Below are 14,960 nucleotides of genomic sequence, written 5' to 3'. Positions count from 1 at the left end.
TAACGGAAAAGAACTTTGTCGCTCGGCCGAGAGTCCACAGCGCGGATGGAAACCCAACACAGGATTCACGTCGCCGACGCCCGCGAGATGGCCGCGCTCGACGACGGCGCGGCCGAACTCGTCGTCACCTCGCCGCCGTACCCCATGATAGAGATGTGGGACGACCTGTTCGCCGACCTCGATTCCGAGGTCGCGGACGCGCTCGCGAGCGACGACGGCGAGGCCGCCTTCGAGGCGATGCACGACGCGCTCGCCCCGGTGTGGGACGAACTCGGGCGCGTGCTCGTCGACGGCGGCATCGCCGCCATAAACGTGGGCGACGCGACCCGGAGCGTCGGCGACCGCTTCCGGCTGTTCCCCAACCACGCCGAACTCGTCGACCGGCTCCGCGAGCGCGGGTTCGACCTGCTGCCCGACGTGCTCTGGCGCAAGCCGGTCAACAGCCACGCCAAGTTCATGGGCTCGGGCATGGTGCCGCCCAACGCCTATCCCACGCTCGAACACGAGTACGTCCTCCTGTTTCGGAACGGTCCCGAGTCGCGCGAGTTCGCGACCGGGGCCGACCGCCGGTACGAGGCGGCCTACTTCTGGGAGGAGCGCAACCGCTGGTTCTCGGACCTCTGGACCGGCGTACAGGGCGAGACGCAGGCGCTCGGCCACGGCGACCTCCGGGAGCGCTCGGGCGCGTTCCCCGTCGAGGTCCCCTATCGCCTGATAAACATGTACTCGGTGTACGGCGACACGGTGCTCGACCCGTTCTGGGGTACGGGCACCACCAGCCTCGCGGCGATGGTCGCCGGGCGCAACTCGGTCGGGTACGAACTCGACCCGGAGTTCCGCGAGGTGTTCGACGACCGCCTCGCCGGGGTCGAGTCGCTCGCCGACCGCCGGAATCGGGCGCGGCTCGCGGACCATCGGGAGTTCGCCGCGGGCGAGTCCGACCTCGGTTACGAGGCCGAACACTACGACTTCCGCGTGAAGACCAGACAGGAACGGGAACTGCGGTTGTACACCGTGGCCGACTGGCGGCGCGAGGGCGACCGATACGTTGTCGACCACCGGCCGTTCGATGGAGCCTGACACGTCCGCCCGTCCAGCGGAGGACGCCGTCGAGAAGCGGGCCGGCCGGCGAGCCGAACAACGGACAGGCTTTTGCTCTCGCCCGACCCACGTCGCCACATGGATTTCGAGGAGTTCGTCCTCGCGGCGAGCCTCGCGGACCTCGCCGAGGAACCCCGCGCCCGCGAGCACGCCGACGCCGCGGAGTTCCGGATGGACCTCGCCGACGACCCGCTGGCGGCGCTCGACGACTACGACGGCGACCTGCCGATACTCGCGACCAACCGCGCGGCGTGGGAGGGCGGCGAGGCGGTCGACGACGAGGCCCGACTGTCTGACCTCGCGGCGGCCGCCGAACTGTCCTGCGTCGGCGCGGTCGACGTGGAACTGAAGTCGCTGGCCGAGGGCGAGGGCGGGCGCGTCGCCGAGGCGGCCCGCCGAACGGGGACCGCGGTAATCGCATCGACGCACGACTTCGAGCGCACGCCCGACCGAGCGGCGTTGCGCGAGACGCTGGACGAGGCGACCGACCGCGCGGACGTGGGCAAGCTCGCGGTCACGGCCGGCGAGCGCGCGGACGTGCTCGACCTGCTGGCGGTCACCCGCGAGTTCGCATCCGCGGGCGAGCGCGTGGCCACGATGGCGATGGGCGCGCCGGGTCGCCACTCCCGGGCCGTCGCGCCCCTCTACGGCTCGCGAATCGGCTACGCGCCCGTCGACCCCGCGGACGCGACCGCGCCCGGCCAGTACGGCCTCGCCACGCTCGCCCGACTGGTCGACGAGCTGAGCTGACTCGGAGTCGAGGTGAGGCCTCCGCCCGGAACCGGCGGGAAGCGCCGCGTGAGGACAGCATTTATTACGATAGGTCGGCAATCCGGCACTCGTGATCGACCGGAACTCCGACAAGCGCCCGTGGCTGGGCGCGCTGCTGTCGTTCTTCCTGCCCGGGCTCGGGCACGGCTACCTGCGCGAGTGGCTCCGCTCGGCGATGTGGTTCGCGTTCGCGATGAGCGCGGTCCTGCTGTTCGTGGAGTTCCCCGACGCGGCCGCCACCGGCACGGAGAGCCTCGGGGCGGCGGTCGACGCGGCGATAGAAGCGACCAACGACGTCCCGCTGGAGGCGCTGTTGCCCCTCTGGGTCGTCCGCGTGTTCAGCGCGGTCGACGCCTACTGGATGGCGCTCCAGCGCGACCCCGACGACGAGGACGGCGAGCGCTGTCCGGCCTGCGGCAAGCCCGTCGACGCGGACCTGGACTTCTGCCAGTGGTGTACGACGCCCCTGCCCGAGCGCGACGAGCCGAACGGTCCGACCGAAGGGAACGCTCTGTCGCGATAACGAGCGTTTCGAGTCGGGTGTGCCGGGGCCGTCGTTTCGAGTCGGGTGCGCTGAATTTGTCCGTTCAGTCGGCGCGTGCCGGCGCGACCTCGTGTCGCGCCAGAACGCGCGAGGTCTTGCTGAGCGAAGCGAAGCAAGGCTCGGAAGACGCGGTTCGTCTTCCGATGGCTGAGTAGCGCAGTGGAGCGAAGCGACCGAGCAACGCAAGCGGGTGGGGAGGACGAGGGGCGGTCGCGGTGCCGTGCGGTTTCTCATCGGTCGAGGGAGTAGCTAGCTTCTCGATTCCGTCAGCCGCCGACGATACGTCGTCTGGTACGAACGGTTCGAGCTAGCTTCGGCCTCGACCGGTGGGAACTGCGACCTCGTCCACCCCGACCTCCTCCATCCCAACCTCCTCGTTCGTTCCCGTCGGTCACTCACTCGTCTCTCGCGCGCGTTGCTCGCGCGCCGGACTCCCGTTTCAGTCGTCCGGAAAGTCCCTCGCTCGGTGAATCAGTCACCGGGTACTACTTCTCGATGATGCTCTCCTCGACCGCCTCGCCGAAGTGGCGCGCGCCGCCCTCCCGATACACCCTGACCTCGTCGCCGGCTTCGAGGTCCGTCACCGCCTTCCGGCCCGCGGCGGTCGCGACCTTGACGGTCTCGGCGTTCTGGAGCAGCGTCTCGACCCTGTCGCCGTCGTCGAACTCCGCCTGCACGCGGAACATCGGACGCTTCTCTATCTTCACCCGGCCCACGGTCGCCTCGCGGGTGCGGCCGTCGAGGTCCACGACCTGCACCTCGTCGCCGGACTGCAGTTCCGAGAGGTACTTGGTGTCGCCGTCGGGCGTCCGGACGTAGGCGTGGACCGCGCCCGCGTTCACCCGGAACGGCCGGGAGGCGACGTACGGCGACTCGGCGGTCTCGGCGTGGACGAAAAACAGGCCCCGCGACATCGACCCGACCAACATCCCCTCGTCGTGGTCGAGCAGGTTGCCCGTGTCGACGCAGACCCGGTCGGCGCTGCCGACGCGCTCGACCGCGGTCACGGTCGCCGAGTCGAGGTCGAGCGTCTCGCGGTCGGCCTCGTCGCGGACCGCGACGGTCTCGCGAATCTCGTCGGGGTCGTCGCTGTCGAGCAACACCGCGTCGCTGCCGATTTCGAGCGTCTCGAACGCGGTCCGGGCCTCCTCGGCGGTGGTCACGCCCGCGACCAGTTCGGTCTCCTCGCCGATGCGCGCGATGAGGTTTTCGAGCGGGATGATGGTCCAGTCCTCGCCGACGACCACGGTGTAGGCGGCCGCCTCGGCCGCCGCCTCGGCGAACGCCTCGTAGTCCTCGTCGAAGATGCGGACGTACGCGCCGTCGGCCCGGCCGTCGCCCCGCCGGAGCGTCGAGAGGTCCGCCGACCCCGAGAGGTCGGCGGGCAGGTCGACCGTCCCGTCGCCCTCGCCGCGCTTGCCCACGAGCACCGCGTCGGGGTCGACCCCCGACTCGGCCTCGTCTATCAGTTCGGCGTCGCCGTCGGCGAACGCCGCGACGTTCACGTCGCCGAGTTCGCGCACTCGACCAACGTCGTCGGCGTCGACCAGCACCCAGTCGACGCCGGCTTCCAGCCCCGCCGTGATGCGTTTCCGGCGGGCGTCCCAGTCGCCGACCGCGTCGTCGGCCTTGAGCCACACGGAGCGTGTCATGGTCGGACGCTTGCGGCCGGAGGGCTTGAACGTGGCGGATGCCACGAACCGCGAGCCCGACGACGACCGACGCTACTCGACGGTCGTCGGCGGGTCGGACGCTACCCGCCGGTCGTCGTCGGGTCGCCCGACGCGGCCGACGACTCGTTGGCTTCCGTCGCGGTCGCGTTCGCCCGGGGCGCGTCCTCGACCCACGCGGGGCGTTCGACGGTCACGTCACCGACGTCGGTCAGTTCGAACTCGTACCGGAGGCGTGTCTCGTCGCCGCCCTCGGCGGAGGCGGCGAGTTCGGCGGCGTGGACCCGACCCTGGCCGTCGACCGTGAGGGTGGCGTTGAGGTCGGTGTAGTTGGCGGCCGCGACCGACTCGGTGGCCCGGAGCGTGGCGAACAGCCGACCGTCGCGGCGCTCGGTCCGCGCGAGCCGGAAGTCGCCCACGGTCAGCGCGAGTTCGACGAGCCACGTCTGGGTCACCTGCGAGTCGAGGTCGGCCCGCGGCAGGTGGTCCCACGTCTCGTCGTAGGCCTCGACCGCCTCGCCGCTCCGGTTGTACCGCCGGCGGTCGGCCTCGTCCGCGCCGCGATACCGGACGGCCACGTCGGTCGCGTTGGCCCAGAGGTCGGTCCTGACCTCCGTGGTGTCGTCGTCGAGCCGTCGGAGGCTCGTGGAGTGGACCACCAGCGGCGAGAGCCCGCGCTCGACGCCGCCCCGCTGGACGGTCCACTGGACCGACGGTCCCACCGAGACGTTCGCGCTGAACCGGAACGCGAAGCCGGTGTCGTTCAGCGCCGTCCGGTGGGCGGTCACCAGCGCGTCGGCGTCCTCGACGCCGGAGCCGTTCGTCCCCGGCGGGAGCGTGTTCGCGTCGGACGCCGTCGTCGCGTTGGAGGCCGCGGTCGTCCCCCCGGGCGGGTCCGTCGCAGTGGCGTCGCCGGGCGCGTCCCCTGCGGTCGTTTCGCCCGGCGCACCCGAGGTCACGGGGTCGTCGGGCGGCTCGAACGACGTCTCCGGAACGGTCGTCTCGGTCGCGTTCGTCTGTCGGGCCGGCGGCGAGAGTCCGGTCCCGGTGCAGCCGGCGAGCACGAGGAGCGCGGCGACCGGGAGCGCGACGCGTCGCGGGGCCATCCCCGGCCAGTCCGACGCCGTCGTCCATAAACGCCGGGCACCTTTCGGCGGCGTTCGCCCGATTAGCCCCGCGTTGTGCGACCTAAGCCGAGCTTACTCGGCGAGCCGAGCCGCGAAAACGGCGGACGTGACGGCCCGAGCGTCGGGACGGCGTCCGGAGGGTCACCGCACCGAGTCGAGCAGCAACTGCTGTTCGACGCGCTTGACCTCGTGTTGGACGTCACGGACCGCGTCGATGTTGGCCGAGATGGAGGAGACGCCCTCCTCGACGAGGTGGTTTACCATCCGGGGCTTGGAGCCGGCCTGTCCGCAGATGGAGGTGTCGACGTCGTACTCGCGGCAGGTCTCGATGGTCTCGCTGATGAGCCGGAGCACCGACGGGTGGAGTTCGTCGAACCGGTCGGCGACGTTCTCGTTGTTGCGGTCGACCGCGAGCGTGTACTGGGTCAGGTCGTTCGTGCCGAACGAGGCGAAGTCGATGCCCTGCTGGGCCATCTCCTCGACGCCGAGCGCCGAGGCGGGGGTCTCTATCATCACGCCCCACCGACGCTTGTCGGGGTCGATGCCCGCTTCTTCCAGTAGGTTGCGCGCCTTGACGACGTCCTCGGCGTCGTTGACCAGCGGGAACATGATCTCGACGTTGTCGTACCCCATCTCGTAGAGCCGCCGGAACGCCTCGAGTTCGTGGGCGAACACGTCGGGCCGGTCGAGGCTCCGCCGGATGCCCCGGTAGCCCAGCATCGGGTTGTGCTCGTCGGGCTCGTCCTCGCCGCCCTGTAGCTGGCGGAACTCGTCGGTCGGCGCGTCGAGCGTCCGCGTGCGCACGGGTCGGGGGTAGAACTCGTCGGCGACCCCGCGAATCCCCTCGACCATCTCGTCGACGTAGGCGTCCGCGCCGTGGTCGTCGAGGTACTTCGCGGGCGTCTTGTTCGTCGAGAGTATCATGTGCTCCATCCGGAGCAGGCCCACCCCGTCCGCGCCGGTCGCGGCCGCCCGCTCGGCGGCCTCCGGGATGGAGACGTTCACCTTCACCTCGGTCGCGGTCATGGGCTTGACCGGCGTCGTGGGCCGGACCTCTTCGGTCGGCTCGCGCTCCTCGTCGGCGTCCCTGCTCCCCTCGGTGACGGTGCCCTTGTCGCCGTCGATGGTGATCGGCCGGTCGTCGGACAGCGTGGCGGTGGCGTCGCCCGCGCCGACCACGGCCGGGACGCCCAGTTCGCGCGAGACGATGGCGGCGTGGCTGGTCATGCCGCCCTCGTCGGTGACGATGCCGGCGGCGCGCTTCATCGCGGGCACCATGTCGGGCGTGGTCATCCCGGTCACGATGACGTCGCCCTCGCCGACCTTGTCGAGCTGGTCGAGCTTGTCCACGATGCGGGCCGCGCCGGCCGCGATGCCGGGGCTCGCGCCGAGCCCGGAGACCAGCACGTCGTCCTCATCCCCGCCCGCTCCGTCCGCGCCGGCCCCGCTGGCGGCGGCTTCGACCGCGCCGCTGCCGTCCGCGATGCCCTGCGAGTCGGCCGCCCCGCCGCCCGCGTCCGCGCCGGCCGCCGCGTCGCTCTCGTCGTCGATAGTCGTGATGGGCCGCGACTGGAGCATGAACACCTCGCCGTCGACGATGGCCCACTCGACGTCCTGCGGGGTACCGTAGTGGTCCTCGACGCGCTCGCCGAGTTCCACCAGCCGCTCGACGTCGGCCTCGTCGAGCACCTTCGCGTTCCGGCGGTCGTCGGCGACCTCGCGCTCGACGGTCTCGCCGGTCGCCTCGTCTTTCTCCATCATGGTCTTCTTGTCGGAGACCGTCACCTCCTCGACCGCCCCGGTCTCGCGGTCGACCACGTAGTTGTCCGGCGACACCGACCCCGAGACCACCGCCTCGCCGAGTCCCCACGCGGCCTCGATGATGATGCGGGGGTCGCCCGTCGAGGGGTGGCTGGTGAACATCACGCCGGACTTCTCGGCGTCGACCATGCGCTGGACGACCACCGCGATGTCGACCACGTCGTGGTCGAACCCCTGCTCCTGGCGGTAGTAGATGGCGCGCTGGGTGAAAAGCGACGCCCAGCACTCCTTGACCCGGTCGACGAGGTCCTCGCGGGTGACGTTGAGGAACGTCTCCTGCTGGCCCGCAAAGGAGGCGTCGGGCAGGTCCTCGGCGGTCGCCGACGACCGGACCGCGACGAACGCCTCGCCGTCGCCGAGGTCGTCGTAGGCGTCGAGTATCTCCTGCCGGATATGGTCGGGCATCTCGGTGTCGAGGACGAGTTCCTCGGCGTGGGACTGGGCCTCCGCGAGCGCGGCGGAGTCGTCGGCGTCGACGTCTACCGCCTCGAACAGTTCCTCGTCGATGCCCGTGTCCTCGATGAACGAGCGGTAGGTGCTCGCGGAGACCACGAACCCCGGAGGGACCGGCAGGCCCGCGCCGGTGAGTTCCCCCAGCGACGCACCCTTGCCGCCGACCAGTTCGAGGTCGTCCGCGGTGATGTCGTCCAGCCAGAGTACAGCCATTGTGCGTGATAGGTGGAACGAGAGAGCCGATAAAGAACCTTCCGACCCGCGCAAGACGTGATAATAACTCGGAATCGGGTTCAATTTTGGACGGGTCGACCGCGTCGCGCGGGGCCGGCGAACGGTCGACGGCTGAATCCCCGCCGCGCCCGAGGGCAGCAAACATACGTGAACAGACACGAAAACGAGTGGGTTTATGGTGCCGCGTTCGCCTCACCCACCCATGGACGCGAATCGTGCGCTTCGATGGGCAGTGTACTACGTCGCCCTCGCGGCCGTCGCGACCCTCCTCGGGGGCGCGCTGGTGGGCGCGAGCTGGGCCGTCGGACTCGGGCCCGGCTACGACCAGTTCGCGGACGGCGCGAGCCTCTCGGCCGCGCTGACGACCGCCGCGCCGGGGCTCGCGCTCGCGCTGCTCGGAGTGGTCCTCTGGGCGGTCGGCTGCGTCGCGGCGTTCGTCTGGGTGTTCACCGCCGCCGTCGAGGAGCAGATGCGCGAGCGCTTCGACAGCGAGAAGGTCAAAAGCGAGATACTGTCGGTGCTCGACGACCGGCTGGTCGACGTCGAGCGCGACGTGAGCGAGGTGCGCCGCAAGTTCGACGAGATGAAGCGCGAGGAGGTCGCCGAGGAGTTCGAGTTCGGCCAACAGAACTGAGTCCGTCGCCGTGGCGGGACGGTCCGTCAGGCTTCCTCGATTGTGTCGACCACGCGCTGGGAGAGGTCGACGTCCGAAAGGTCGCCCTCGGCGTGGGCGACCAGCCACTCGCGGTCGGCCCGCCACGTCCCCCGGTCGTCGCCCTCCACGCCCGAGACGACGCCCGCAACGTCGGTCGGCTCCCAGCCGTCGGCCTGGGCCTCCAGCAGTCGGTTCAGCACGCGGCCGACCTCGCGGTGGGACACGCCGTCGCCGGGCGTCGCGGTCTCGTAGGCGACGCGGAGGCGGTCGCCCGCGTCGTCGAGGTCGGTCACGTAGACGCCGTGGCTCATCAGTCGGGACTCCAGTCGCTCGCGCAGGTCCGCGTCGTCCATGCGACCCCTACGACCCGGCGGAGTAAATGGACGGCTATCGGAACTCGTGCGAGTCGCGTGGCGCGACGCAGGCGCAGGTGACCGCCGGGTCGAGGACGTCCTCGACCGGCAGGGACTCTCCGCACTCGGTGCAGACGACGTGGGTGCGCTCCTCGCGCCGGTAGTGGCGCAGGACGTGAGCGCCGATTGCCGCCCCCGCCGCGACGCCGACCGCCCCGGCGAGTGCCTTGTCCAGCAGTGCAGTCTCGCGTGCCATGCGCCCCGAAGGTCGACCCAGTGACTTAAAGCCACTGACGCGGGCGGTCCGACAGAATGCCGCCGTCGCTCGAACGTCCACGTTTTTGACCCCGCCCGGGGTACTGGGTCGCATGGACGTCGACGACCCCGCCGAGGACGAGAACCCGCTCGTTCAACTCACCGCGCTGCTCGTCCTCGGCGTCGGACTGGTCTCGCTGTTTCTCGGCTACGGCTGGTTCTGGATAGTGTTCGCGGTCGGATTCGCGGTGGTCGTCCCGCTGGTGAAACTCGCAGCCGAGCAACTGGGCGTCGGCGGCGATTCGACGCCGGACGCCCGGCGGGAGCAACAGCGCGACCGTCTCGGCTCGGACGCGCCCCGGGCGAAACGCGACGCGCTCGACGAACTCCGGAGTCGGTACGCGAGCGGCGAGTTGAGCGACGAGGAGTTCGAGCGCAAGGTCGAGCGCCTGCTCGAAACCGAGACGCTGGAGGGCGCGCGCGACCACGTCGCCGGCGGGACCGACCCTCGGGACAACGACGACGCGCCGCCGACCGGCGACCGCGACGCGACGCGCGACCGGGACCCCGCGACCGAGCGGTAGTCGTGCGCGTCGGGCGTGCGCTCCCCGCTTCGCCCGCGCGATTCCGGGACCGCACCCGGCACATATAATAGTCCGGTCGGCTCATTTACGAGTACATGGCACTGCTCGACCTGCTCATCGGATTCGTCGTGAGCCTCCTCATCGGCGCGTTCGGCATCTACGTCGGCGCTCGCGTCATCGTCGACCGCGACGACTACGAGTACGCGGTCCTGACCGCGCTGGTCGGCGCGTTCGTCTGGTGGGTGATAACCGGGGTGTTCGGACTGGTGACGTGGATTCCCCTCCTCGGCGACCTCGCGTCGGTACTCGCGTCGCTGCTCGCGCTCCTCGCGTGGGTGTACGTCATCAACGCTCGGTACCCCGGCGGCTGGGGCAAGGCCATCGGCATCGGCGTGGTGGCGTGGCTCGCGGTCTGGGTGGTCCTGGTCGTGCTCGAATCGTTCGAGCTCATCGAGGCGAGCGCTATCGGCATCCCCGGACTCTGAGGGACGAGTTCTCCCGGTTATCCCGCCCCGTCCGACGGTTCCGTGGCGTCGTCCGACGGTCGCCCGCGTCCCAGTTCCTCGCTCACGAGGTCCACCGCGTTGCCCACCGCGCCGACCGACGAGAGGTAGCCCGCACCGACCGTCGTCTTCAGCGCCTTCGCGGCCCGGCCCCGGAGGACGGTCGGGCCGACCTGCGCGACCGCGCCGTCGCCGACCGACACCAGCCACCCCGGCGAGTCGAAGGCGAAGGGGTCGAGTCGCGGCTCGAACACCCCGTCGCCCTCTCGGTCGTGGGCGACCAGTTTCGCGACGTTCTCGGCGACGACCCGCGCCTCCCGGACGGCGGCCTGTGCGCTCGCGGGCACCGGTTCGCCGTCGGCGTCCACCACGCGGGCCGCGTCGCCGACGACGAACGTCCCGTCGCCGAGCCGTAAGGTGTTCTCGACCGCCGGGCGCTCGCCGCCGAGCGCGTCCGGCCCCCGGATGCCGCCGGTCCAGACGAACTGGTCGTAGTCGAGTCGCTCGCCCCCGTCGAGTTCGACCGCCTCGTCGGTCGCGCTCGCCACGGCCGCGCCGGTCCGGACCGCGACGTCTCTGGCCGCCAACTCCTCGCGGACGGCCTGCTGGAAGTTCTCTGGAAAGGCGGGCGCGACGCTGTCGAGTCGTTCGAGCAGCGTGACCGTCACCGCGTCGCCGGCGTCGCGCTCGTCGGCCAGCGCGGTCAACTCGCCCGCGACCTGCACGCCCGACAGCCCCGCGCCGCCGACGACGACGCGGGCGGGCGAGTCGTCACCGCTCGCGGCGTCGAGCGCGTCGAGGAACTCCTCGCGAATCTCCGCGGCGTGGTCGAGGGTCTTGAGCGGCGTGGCGTGGTCTTCGACCCCCGGCAGGTCGTAGAAGGCGGTCTCGGCCCCGAGACACACCGCGCCGTAGTCGTAGTCGATGGTCTCGCCGCCAGAGAGCGTGAGGCTTCCCGCGTCGGGGTCCACGTCGACCACTTCCGCCTCGCGGACGGTCGCGCGCGCTAACACGTCGTCGAGGTCGACCACGACGTCGTCGGCCAGCGAGGGCCGGCGGACGACCCGGTGGAGTTCGTGCTGGACGAGGTGGGTTCCGGTCCGCTCGACGACCAGTATCTCCACGTCGTCGGGGACGGTGCGCTCCAGCTTTCGCGCGAGGGCGAGTCCGGCGTAGCCCGCGCCGAGGACGGCTATTCGCATTCGGTCGGGTGTTGGGAGCGGAGCGGCTTAGAAGTACGGACCGGACCGCGCGAGCGGGCTCAGAACAGCGCGTCGCTCTCCGGGCGGACCTCTGCGGGGCCGCCGACCTCCCAGACCATCGTCTCGACGCCGCAGTCGGCGACGACTTCCTCGACGCGGTCGACGTGCTCGGCGGTGGTGTTGACGTAGACGCTCGCGCCCGTGTCGGTCGAGAAGTAGACGGGCACGTCCTCCGCCTCGCGGAGGTCGCGGACCGCGTCGAAGATTTCGATGGTGTCGGGCTTCCAGTACACCCACCCGGCGGGACCGGTCATCGTGGTGGCCGCGAGCGACAGCGAGTCGTGTTCGGCGGTCTCGAACACCCGGCGGAAGTCGCCCTCGCGGAGCGCGTTTCGCACCTCCGCGAGCTGGTCGTGAATGTGGGCGAGCCGCGCCTCGAACATGTGGCTGTCGGCGGCCTCGCGGTGGGCGTGTTCGGTCTCCTTGTACGCCGGCACGAGCCCCGCCACGATTCGCAGGTCGTCTTCGAGCGGCGAGTCGAGCCGTTCGGAGCGACAGTCCTCGTCGTCGAGTCCGGCGTGGAGGTCCGAGAAGCCGCCCGTGACCGCGCGGGCCGCCGACGACGACCCGCGGCGCGCGATGGTCGATATTTCGGGGCGAGTGAGGTCGAGGTCGGCCGCCTCCGAGAGCGCCATCGCGGCCGCCGCGAACCCCGACGACGACGAGCCCAGACCGACGTTCGAGGGGAACGAGTTCTCGCTCTCCAGTCGGACCGGGTACTCGGCGTGGTCGGCGTCCGCGAGGTCCCGAACCCGCGCCACGACGTTCGCCACGCGGTCGGCCTCGTGGGCGTCGAGTTGCTCGCCGCCGACGACGAAGGTGTCCGAATCGAGGTCGGGGTCGAACTCGACGGTGGTCGTGGTGTGGCTCGGCGCGGTGCAGACGCTGATGGAGTCGTGGTACGGGAGTCGCAGTTGCTCGTCGCGCATCCCGTGATACTTGACCAGCCCCTGTATCGGGTGGGCCGTCGCGGTCGCCTTCATGGATGGACGCGCGTGGGTAGCGGGGTTAAAACTCTCGAAACGCGGAGCGGGTTGCTCGGGGACGGGATTCGGTCGTGGACTCGGGAGCGCGTCTGGTGTGTTCGGGCGCGGTGGATGCTGCGTGGTGGGGTTCCGGTTGGCGGGTTTTGCGTGATGAGATGCTGGTTGGCGGGTTCTGAGTGGTGGATGTTGGTCGGAGGATGCTGGTTGGAGGATGTTGGTCGGAGGATGCTGATTGGTGGCTGCTGATTGGTGGATGCTGGTTGGAGGATTCTGTGACGACGAAGCTAGCTACTGCCGAGACAAGTGAGTGACCGCACCCGCACCGCACCGCGACAGCGAGCCTCACCCCTCCCCAGCCTCGGGGCGCACGAGAGCGCCCCTCCCTCGCACGCGTTGGCGCGGTCACGAGGACCGCGCCAGCGCGCGCCGGGTCCGACGCGAGACTTGCACGACGCCGAAACTGGATTTTGGCGTGCGCTGTCGGCCCCTCGTGGGCCGACGATAGCGCGCGAGGGATGAGGACCGCAGGGCCGGAGGCCGAGGACCGCAATCGGCTGGGGAGGCGTGAGGCCCGTGCTGTGCAGTGGCGATTGGAGTGCAGTCGCGGTGCGGGGCGGGGCTGTGCGGGTGCGGTGCAGTGGCGGTGCGGGTGCGGTGCAGTGGCGGTACGGGTGCGGTCACTCATAGGTCCCGGCAGTAGCGAGCTTCGGTTCGTCGGCGTCGTTCGCTTCCGTTGAGCCGCTCCTGCATCGGTTTCGACGCGGACCCACTCGACGCGGACCCACTCGACGCCGACCCCTTTCCACGCGGACGCATCTCGTCGCAACCGAATCTCGCGCCCCCGACGACGAACAAGATTCAAAGCGCGCCCACCCGACCACCGACACATGGGAGAACCCCGCGACACCCGCAAAGCGCAAGCCGAGGAAGTCATCGACCGCCTCTACGAGGAGTACCCCGACACCACCATCTCGCTCGACTTCTCGAACCGGCTCGAACTCCTCGTCGCGGTCGTCCTCTCGGCCCAGTGTACCGACGAGCGCGTGAACCAGGAGACCGAACACCTGTTCGAAAAGTATCAGTCGGTCGAGGACTACGCCGAGGCCGACGTCGACGAACTGTCCGAGGACATCGACTCCATCACCTACCACAACAGCAAGGCCGACTACCTCAAGACCTCCGCACAGCTCATGCTCGACGAGTACGACGGCGAGGTCCCCGACACGATGGACGAGCTGACCGAACTCAAGGGCGTCGGGCGCAAGACCGCCAACGTCGTCCTCCAGCACGGCCACGACGTCGTGGAGGGCATCGTGGTCGACACCCACGTCCAGCGGCTCTCGCGCCGGCTCGGAATCACCGAGGAGAAACGCCCCGAGGCCATCGAACAGGACCTCTTCGGCGTGGTGCCCGAGGAGGACTGGCAGCAGTACACCCACCTCATGATAAGCCACGGCCGGGCGACCTGCACCGCGCGCAACCCCGATTGTGCCGACTGCGTACTCGAAGACCGCTGTCCCTCCTCGAAGCTCGACCACGACGTCGACCTCGCCAGCGGCGAGGCGTGGGGCTGACCCGCGCCGAACCGGACCGTCGTCTCCGACCTGTCGGCTCCGGAACACTGATTGGCGGTGGGCTCGCCGATAGTGCATGGCCATCGACGAGACCGCATCGGTCGTCGACTCGACGCTCGGCGACGTGGAGATACGCGAGTACGTCACCGTCCACGACTCCAGAATCGGGTCCGGTTCCCGCGTGTACGAACGAACGTCGATAAAGAAGTCGGTCGTGGCGGGACCCGCCGACGTCAACGCCAACTGCTACGTCGAGAACGCTCGGCTCGGCGAGCGCGTACAGGTCGGCCCGAACGCGTCCGTCGTCGGCGTCACTCACGACCGCTCGGAGACGGGGATGGAGTTCAGGAACGACACCTTCGGCGAGGTGGTAATCGAGGACGGCGCGTTCGTCGGTGCCGGGGCGGTCGTTTTACCCGGCGTCACCGTCGGGGAGAACGCTGTCGTCGGGGCCGGAACGACGGTCGCCGACGACGTCGAGCGCGGGACCGTCGTGCGCGCCGACGCCAGCACCGCGTCGCGGTCGCTCTGACCCCCGGGGCGTCACCCGAACAGCAGGTAGCGGTTGACGTACCGGAGCAGTCCGACCAGCCAGGCCAGCAGCCAGAACAGCACGTAGCCCGCGACGCCCATCCGAAGCCGAGCCCGCCACGCGCTCATGTTCTCGTGGAGGTCGCCGATGTCGACGTCCTCGTCGCGCTCGTCCGGTCCCCTCTCGTAGAGGTCGTGGCTGCGCTTGACCTGGAAGATGCGGACGATACCGGTGAGCGCGACCGCCAGCATCGCGTACGCCTGCAGCCCGAGGAAGACGTGGACGGCCGAGAGCCCGCCGATCTGGTCGAGAAAGCGCGGGGCCATCCAGGTCACGACCGGAATCGTGGTCAGGGCCAGTCCCACGGCGATGAACTTGAGGTGGTGGACCAGCACGTCCCACGTCACCACCGCCTGTTCGAGGATGTACCACGCGCCGTAGAGGTAGAACGGGAGGCTCGCGGTGACGACGACCGCGACCGCCGTGGCGACGAGGGCGTCGCTGACCATGTGCGGCGGTTGGGAGCGAGCCGGGT

16 protein-coding genes are annotated in these 14,960 nt (G+C 70.1%); 8 read left to right on the top strand and 8 right to left on the bottom strand.

Translation table 11 applies throughout. From position 1 onward, the window contains the following. The first annotated feature begins 45 nt into the window (after nucleotides 1-45). From EPL03_RS04040 to EPL03_RS04030, 3 genes are all read left to right on the top strand, one after another. Nucleotides 46-1,080 carry a DNA-methyltransferase gene (locus EPL03_RS04040; RefSeq protein ID WP_135828039.1) on the top strand — a complete coding sequence of 345 codons (1,035 nt, stop codon included), beginning with the start codon at nucleotides 46-48 and terminating at the stop codon, nucleotides 1,078-1,080. Nucleotides 1,081-1,179: 99 nt separating this feature from the next. Continuing rightward, nucleotides 1,180-1,851 (top strand): type I 3-dehydroquinate dehydratase, encoded by a 672-nt coding sequence (locus tag EPL03_RS04035; protein ID WP_135828038.1) that lies wholly within the window; start codon nucleotides 1,180-1,182, stop codon nucleotides 1,849-1,851. A gap of 91 nt (nucleotides 1,852-1,942) precedes the next feature. Then, nucleotides 1,943-2,395, top strand: coding sequence for a zinc ribbon domain-containing protein (locus tag EPL03_RS04030; protein WP_244605193.1), 453 nt, complete (start codon nucleotides 1,943-1,945; stop codon nucleotides 2,393-2,395). A 506-nt stretch (nucleotides 2,396-2,901) separates the two neighbouring features. Here the strand turns inward: EPL03_RS04030 and EPL03_RS04025 are convergent. The 3 genes from EPL03_RS04025 to ppsA form a co-directional block, all read right to left on the bottom strand. Next, nucleotides 2,902-4,068: a 3-dehydroquinate synthase II gene (locus tag EPL03_RS04025; protein WP_135828037.1), complete on the bottom strand. Its 1,167-nt coding sequence runs from the start codon at nucleotides 4,066-4,068 to the stop codon at nucleotides 2,902-2,904. A 101-nt stretch (nucleotides 4,069-4,169) separates the two neighbouring features. Next, nucleotides 4,170-5,192, bottom strand: coding sequence for a hypothetical protein (locus tag EPL03_RS04020; protein ID WP_135828036.1), 1,023 nt, complete (start codon nucleotides 5,190-5,192; stop codon nucleotides 4,170-4,172). A gap of 162 nt (nucleotides 5,193-5,354) precedes the next feature. Beyond that, nucleotides 5,355-7,700 carry a phosphoenolpyruvate synthase gene (ppsA, locus tag EPL03_RS04015; protein WP_135828035.1) on the bottom strand — a complete coding sequence of 782 codons (2,346 nt, stop codon included), beginning with the start codon at nucleotides 7,698-7,700 and terminating at the stop codon, nucleotides 5,355-5,357. A gap of 223 nt (nucleotides 7,701-7,923) precedes the next feature. Between ppsA and EPL03_RS04010 the strand changes: the two genes are divergently transcribed. Continuing rightward, nucleotides 7,924-8,355: a hypothetical protein gene (locus tag EPL03_RS04010; RefSeq protein WP_135828034.1), complete on the top strand. Its 432-nt coding sequence runs from the start codon at nucleotides 7,924-7,926 to the stop codon at nucleotides 8,353-8,355. Between the two features lie 26 nt (nucleotides 8,356-8,381). Here the strand turns inward: EPL03_RS04010 and EPL03_RS04005 are convergent, their stop codons facing one another. Beyond that, nucleotides 8,382-8,729 (bottom strand): hypothetical protein, encoded by a 348-nt coding sequence (locus EPL03_RS04005; protein WP_135828033.1) that lies wholly within the window; start codon nucleotides 8,727-8,729, stop codon nucleotides 8,382-8,384. 34 nt (nucleotides 8,730-8,763) lie between these two features. Next, nucleotides 8,764-8,985, bottom strand: coding sequence for a hypothetical protein (locus EPL03_RS04000; RefSeq protein ID WP_135828032.1), 222 nt, complete (start codon nucleotides 8,983-8,985; stop codon nucleotides 8,764-8,766). Between the two features lie 112 nt (nucleotides 8,986-9,097). On the opposite strand from EPL03_RS04000, the gene EPL03_RS03995 reads away from it, so the two are divergent. Further along, nucleotides 9,098-9,568, top strand: coding sequence for an SHOCT domain-containing protein (locus tag EPL03_RS03995; protein ID WP_135828031.1), 471 nt, complete (start codon nucleotides 9,098-9,100; stop codon nucleotides 9,566-9,568). A 101-nt stretch (nucleotides 9,569-9,669) separates the two neighbouring features. Beyond that, nucleotides 9,670-10,053: a hypothetical protein gene (locus tag EPL03_RS03990; RefSeq protein ID WP_135828582.1), complete on the top strand. Its 384-nt coding sequence runs from the start codon at nucleotides 9,670-9,672 to the stop codon at nucleotides 10,051-10,053. A 17-nt stretch (nucleotides 10,054-10,070) separates the two neighbouring features. Here EPL03_RS03990 and EPL03_RS03985 read toward each other — a convergent pair whose 3' ends face one another. Next, on the bottom strand, nucleotides 10,071-11,273 hold the full coding sequence (locus EPL03_RS03985; RefSeq protein ID WP_135828030.1) for an NAD(P)/FAD-dependent oxidoreductase: 1,203 nt from the start codon (nucleotides 11,271-11,273) through the stop codon (nucleotides 10,071-10,073). A gap of 59 nt (nucleotides 11,274-11,332) precedes the next feature. Beyond that, the gene (mvaD, locus tag EPL03_RS03980; protein WP_135828029.1) at nucleotides 11,333-12,316 is read right to left on the bottom strand and encodes a phosphomevalonate decarboxylase MvaD; all 984 of its coding nucleotides are present in this window, start codon (nucleotides 12,314-12,316) and stop codon (nucleotides 11,333-11,335) included. An 890-nt stretch (nucleotides 12,317-13,206) separates the two neighbouring features. On the opposite strand from mvaD, the gene nth reads away from it, so the two are divergent. Together nth and EPL03_RS03970 are read left to right on the top strand one after the other, a co-directional pair. Continuing rightward, nucleotides 13,207-13,893, top strand: coding sequence for an endonuclease III (gene nth, locus EPL03_RS03975; RefSeq protein WP_135828028.1), 687 nt, complete (start codon nucleotides 13,207-13,209; stop codon nucleotides 13,891-13,893). Between the two features lie 76 nt (nucleotides 13,894-13,969). Further along, nucleotides 13,970-14,425, top strand: coding sequence for an acyltransferase (locus EPL03_RS03970; protein ID WP_135828027.1), 456 nt, complete (start codon nucleotides 13,970-13,972; stop codon nucleotides 14,423-14,425). Between the two features lie 11 nt (nucleotides 14,426-14,436). On the opposite strand, the gene EPL03_RS03965 is transcribed toward EPL03_RS03970, so the two are convergent. Then, a complete protein-coding gene (locus EPL03_RS03965; RefSeq protein WP_135828026.1) occupies nucleotides 14,437-14,934 on the bottom strand; it encodes a DUF7321 family protein in 498 nt (165 codons plus the stop codon). Nucleotides 14,935-14,960: the final 26 nt, after the last annotated feature.

Source organism: Halorussus halobius (assembly GCF_004765805.1).
GTDB classification, from domain to species: Archaea; Halobacteriota; Halobacteria; order Halobacteriales; family Haladaptataceae; genus Halorussus; species Halorussus halobius.
This window is presented reverse-complemented; position numbering and strand designations above follow the sequence as displayed.

What these genes read in the sequence shown, in the direction of transcription:
- EPL03_RS04035 (WP_135828038.1), top strand. Translation starts at nt 1,180, where the DNA reads ATGGATTTCGAGGAGTTCGTCCTCGCGGCGAGCCTCGCGGACCTCGCC.
- EPL03_RS03965 (WP_135828026.1), bottom strand. Translation starts at nt 14,934, where the DNA reads ATGGTCAGCGACGCCCTCGTCGCCACGGCGGTCGCGGTCGTCGTCACC.
- EPL03_RS04000 (WP_135828032.1), bottom strand. Translation starts at nt 8,985, where the DNA reads ATGGCACGCGAGACTGCACTGCTGGACAAGGCACTCGCCGGGGCGGTC.
- mvaD (WP_135828029.1), bottom strand. Translation starts at nt 12,316, where the DNA reads ATGAAGGCGACCGCGACGGCCCACCCGATACAGGGGCTGGTCAAGTAT.
- EPL03_RS03985 (WP_135828030.1), bottom strand. Translation starts at nt 11,273, where the DNA reads ATGCGAATAGCCGTCCTCGGCGCGGGCTACGCCGGACTCGCCCTCGCG.
- EPL03_RS04025 (WP_135828037.1), bottom strand. Translation starts at nt 4,068, where the DNA reads ATGACACGCTCCGTGTGGCTCAAGGCCGACGACGCGGTCGGCGACTGG.
- EPL03_RS04020 (WP_135828036.1), bottom strand. Translation starts at nt 5,192, where the DNA reads ATGGCCCCGCGACGCGTCGCGCTCCCGGTCGCCGCGCTCCTCGTGCTC.
- ppsA (WP_135828035.1), bottom strand. Translation starts at nt 7,700, where the DNA reads ATGGCTGTACTCTGGCTGGACGACATCACCGCGGACGACCTCGAACTG.
- nth (WP_135828028.1), top strand. Translation starts at nt 13,207, where the DNA reads ATGGGAGAACCCCGCGACACCCGCAAAGCGCAAGCCGAGGAAGTCATC.
- EPL03_RS04010 (WP_135828034.1), top strand. Translation starts at nt 7,924, where the DNA reads ATGGACGCGAATCGTGCGCTTCGATGGGCAGTGTACTACGTCGCCCTC.
- EPL03_RS04005 (WP_135828033.1), bottom strand. Translation starts at nt 8,729, where the DNA reads ATGGACGACGCGGACCTGCGCGAGCGACTGGAGTCCCGACTGATGAGC.
- EPL03_RS03970 (WP_135828027.1), top strand. Translation starts at nt 13,970, where the DNA reads ATGGCCATCGACGAGACCGCATCGGTCGTCGACTCGACGCTCGGCGAC.
- EPL03_RS04040 (WP_135828039.1), top strand. Translation starts at nt 46, where the DNA reads ATGGAAACCCAACACAGGATTCACGTCGCCGACGCCCGCGAGATGGCC.
- EPL03_RS03995 (WP_135828031.1), top strand. Translation starts at nt 9,098, where the DNA reads ATGGACGTCGACGACCCCGCCGAGGACGAGAACCCGCTCGTTCAACTC.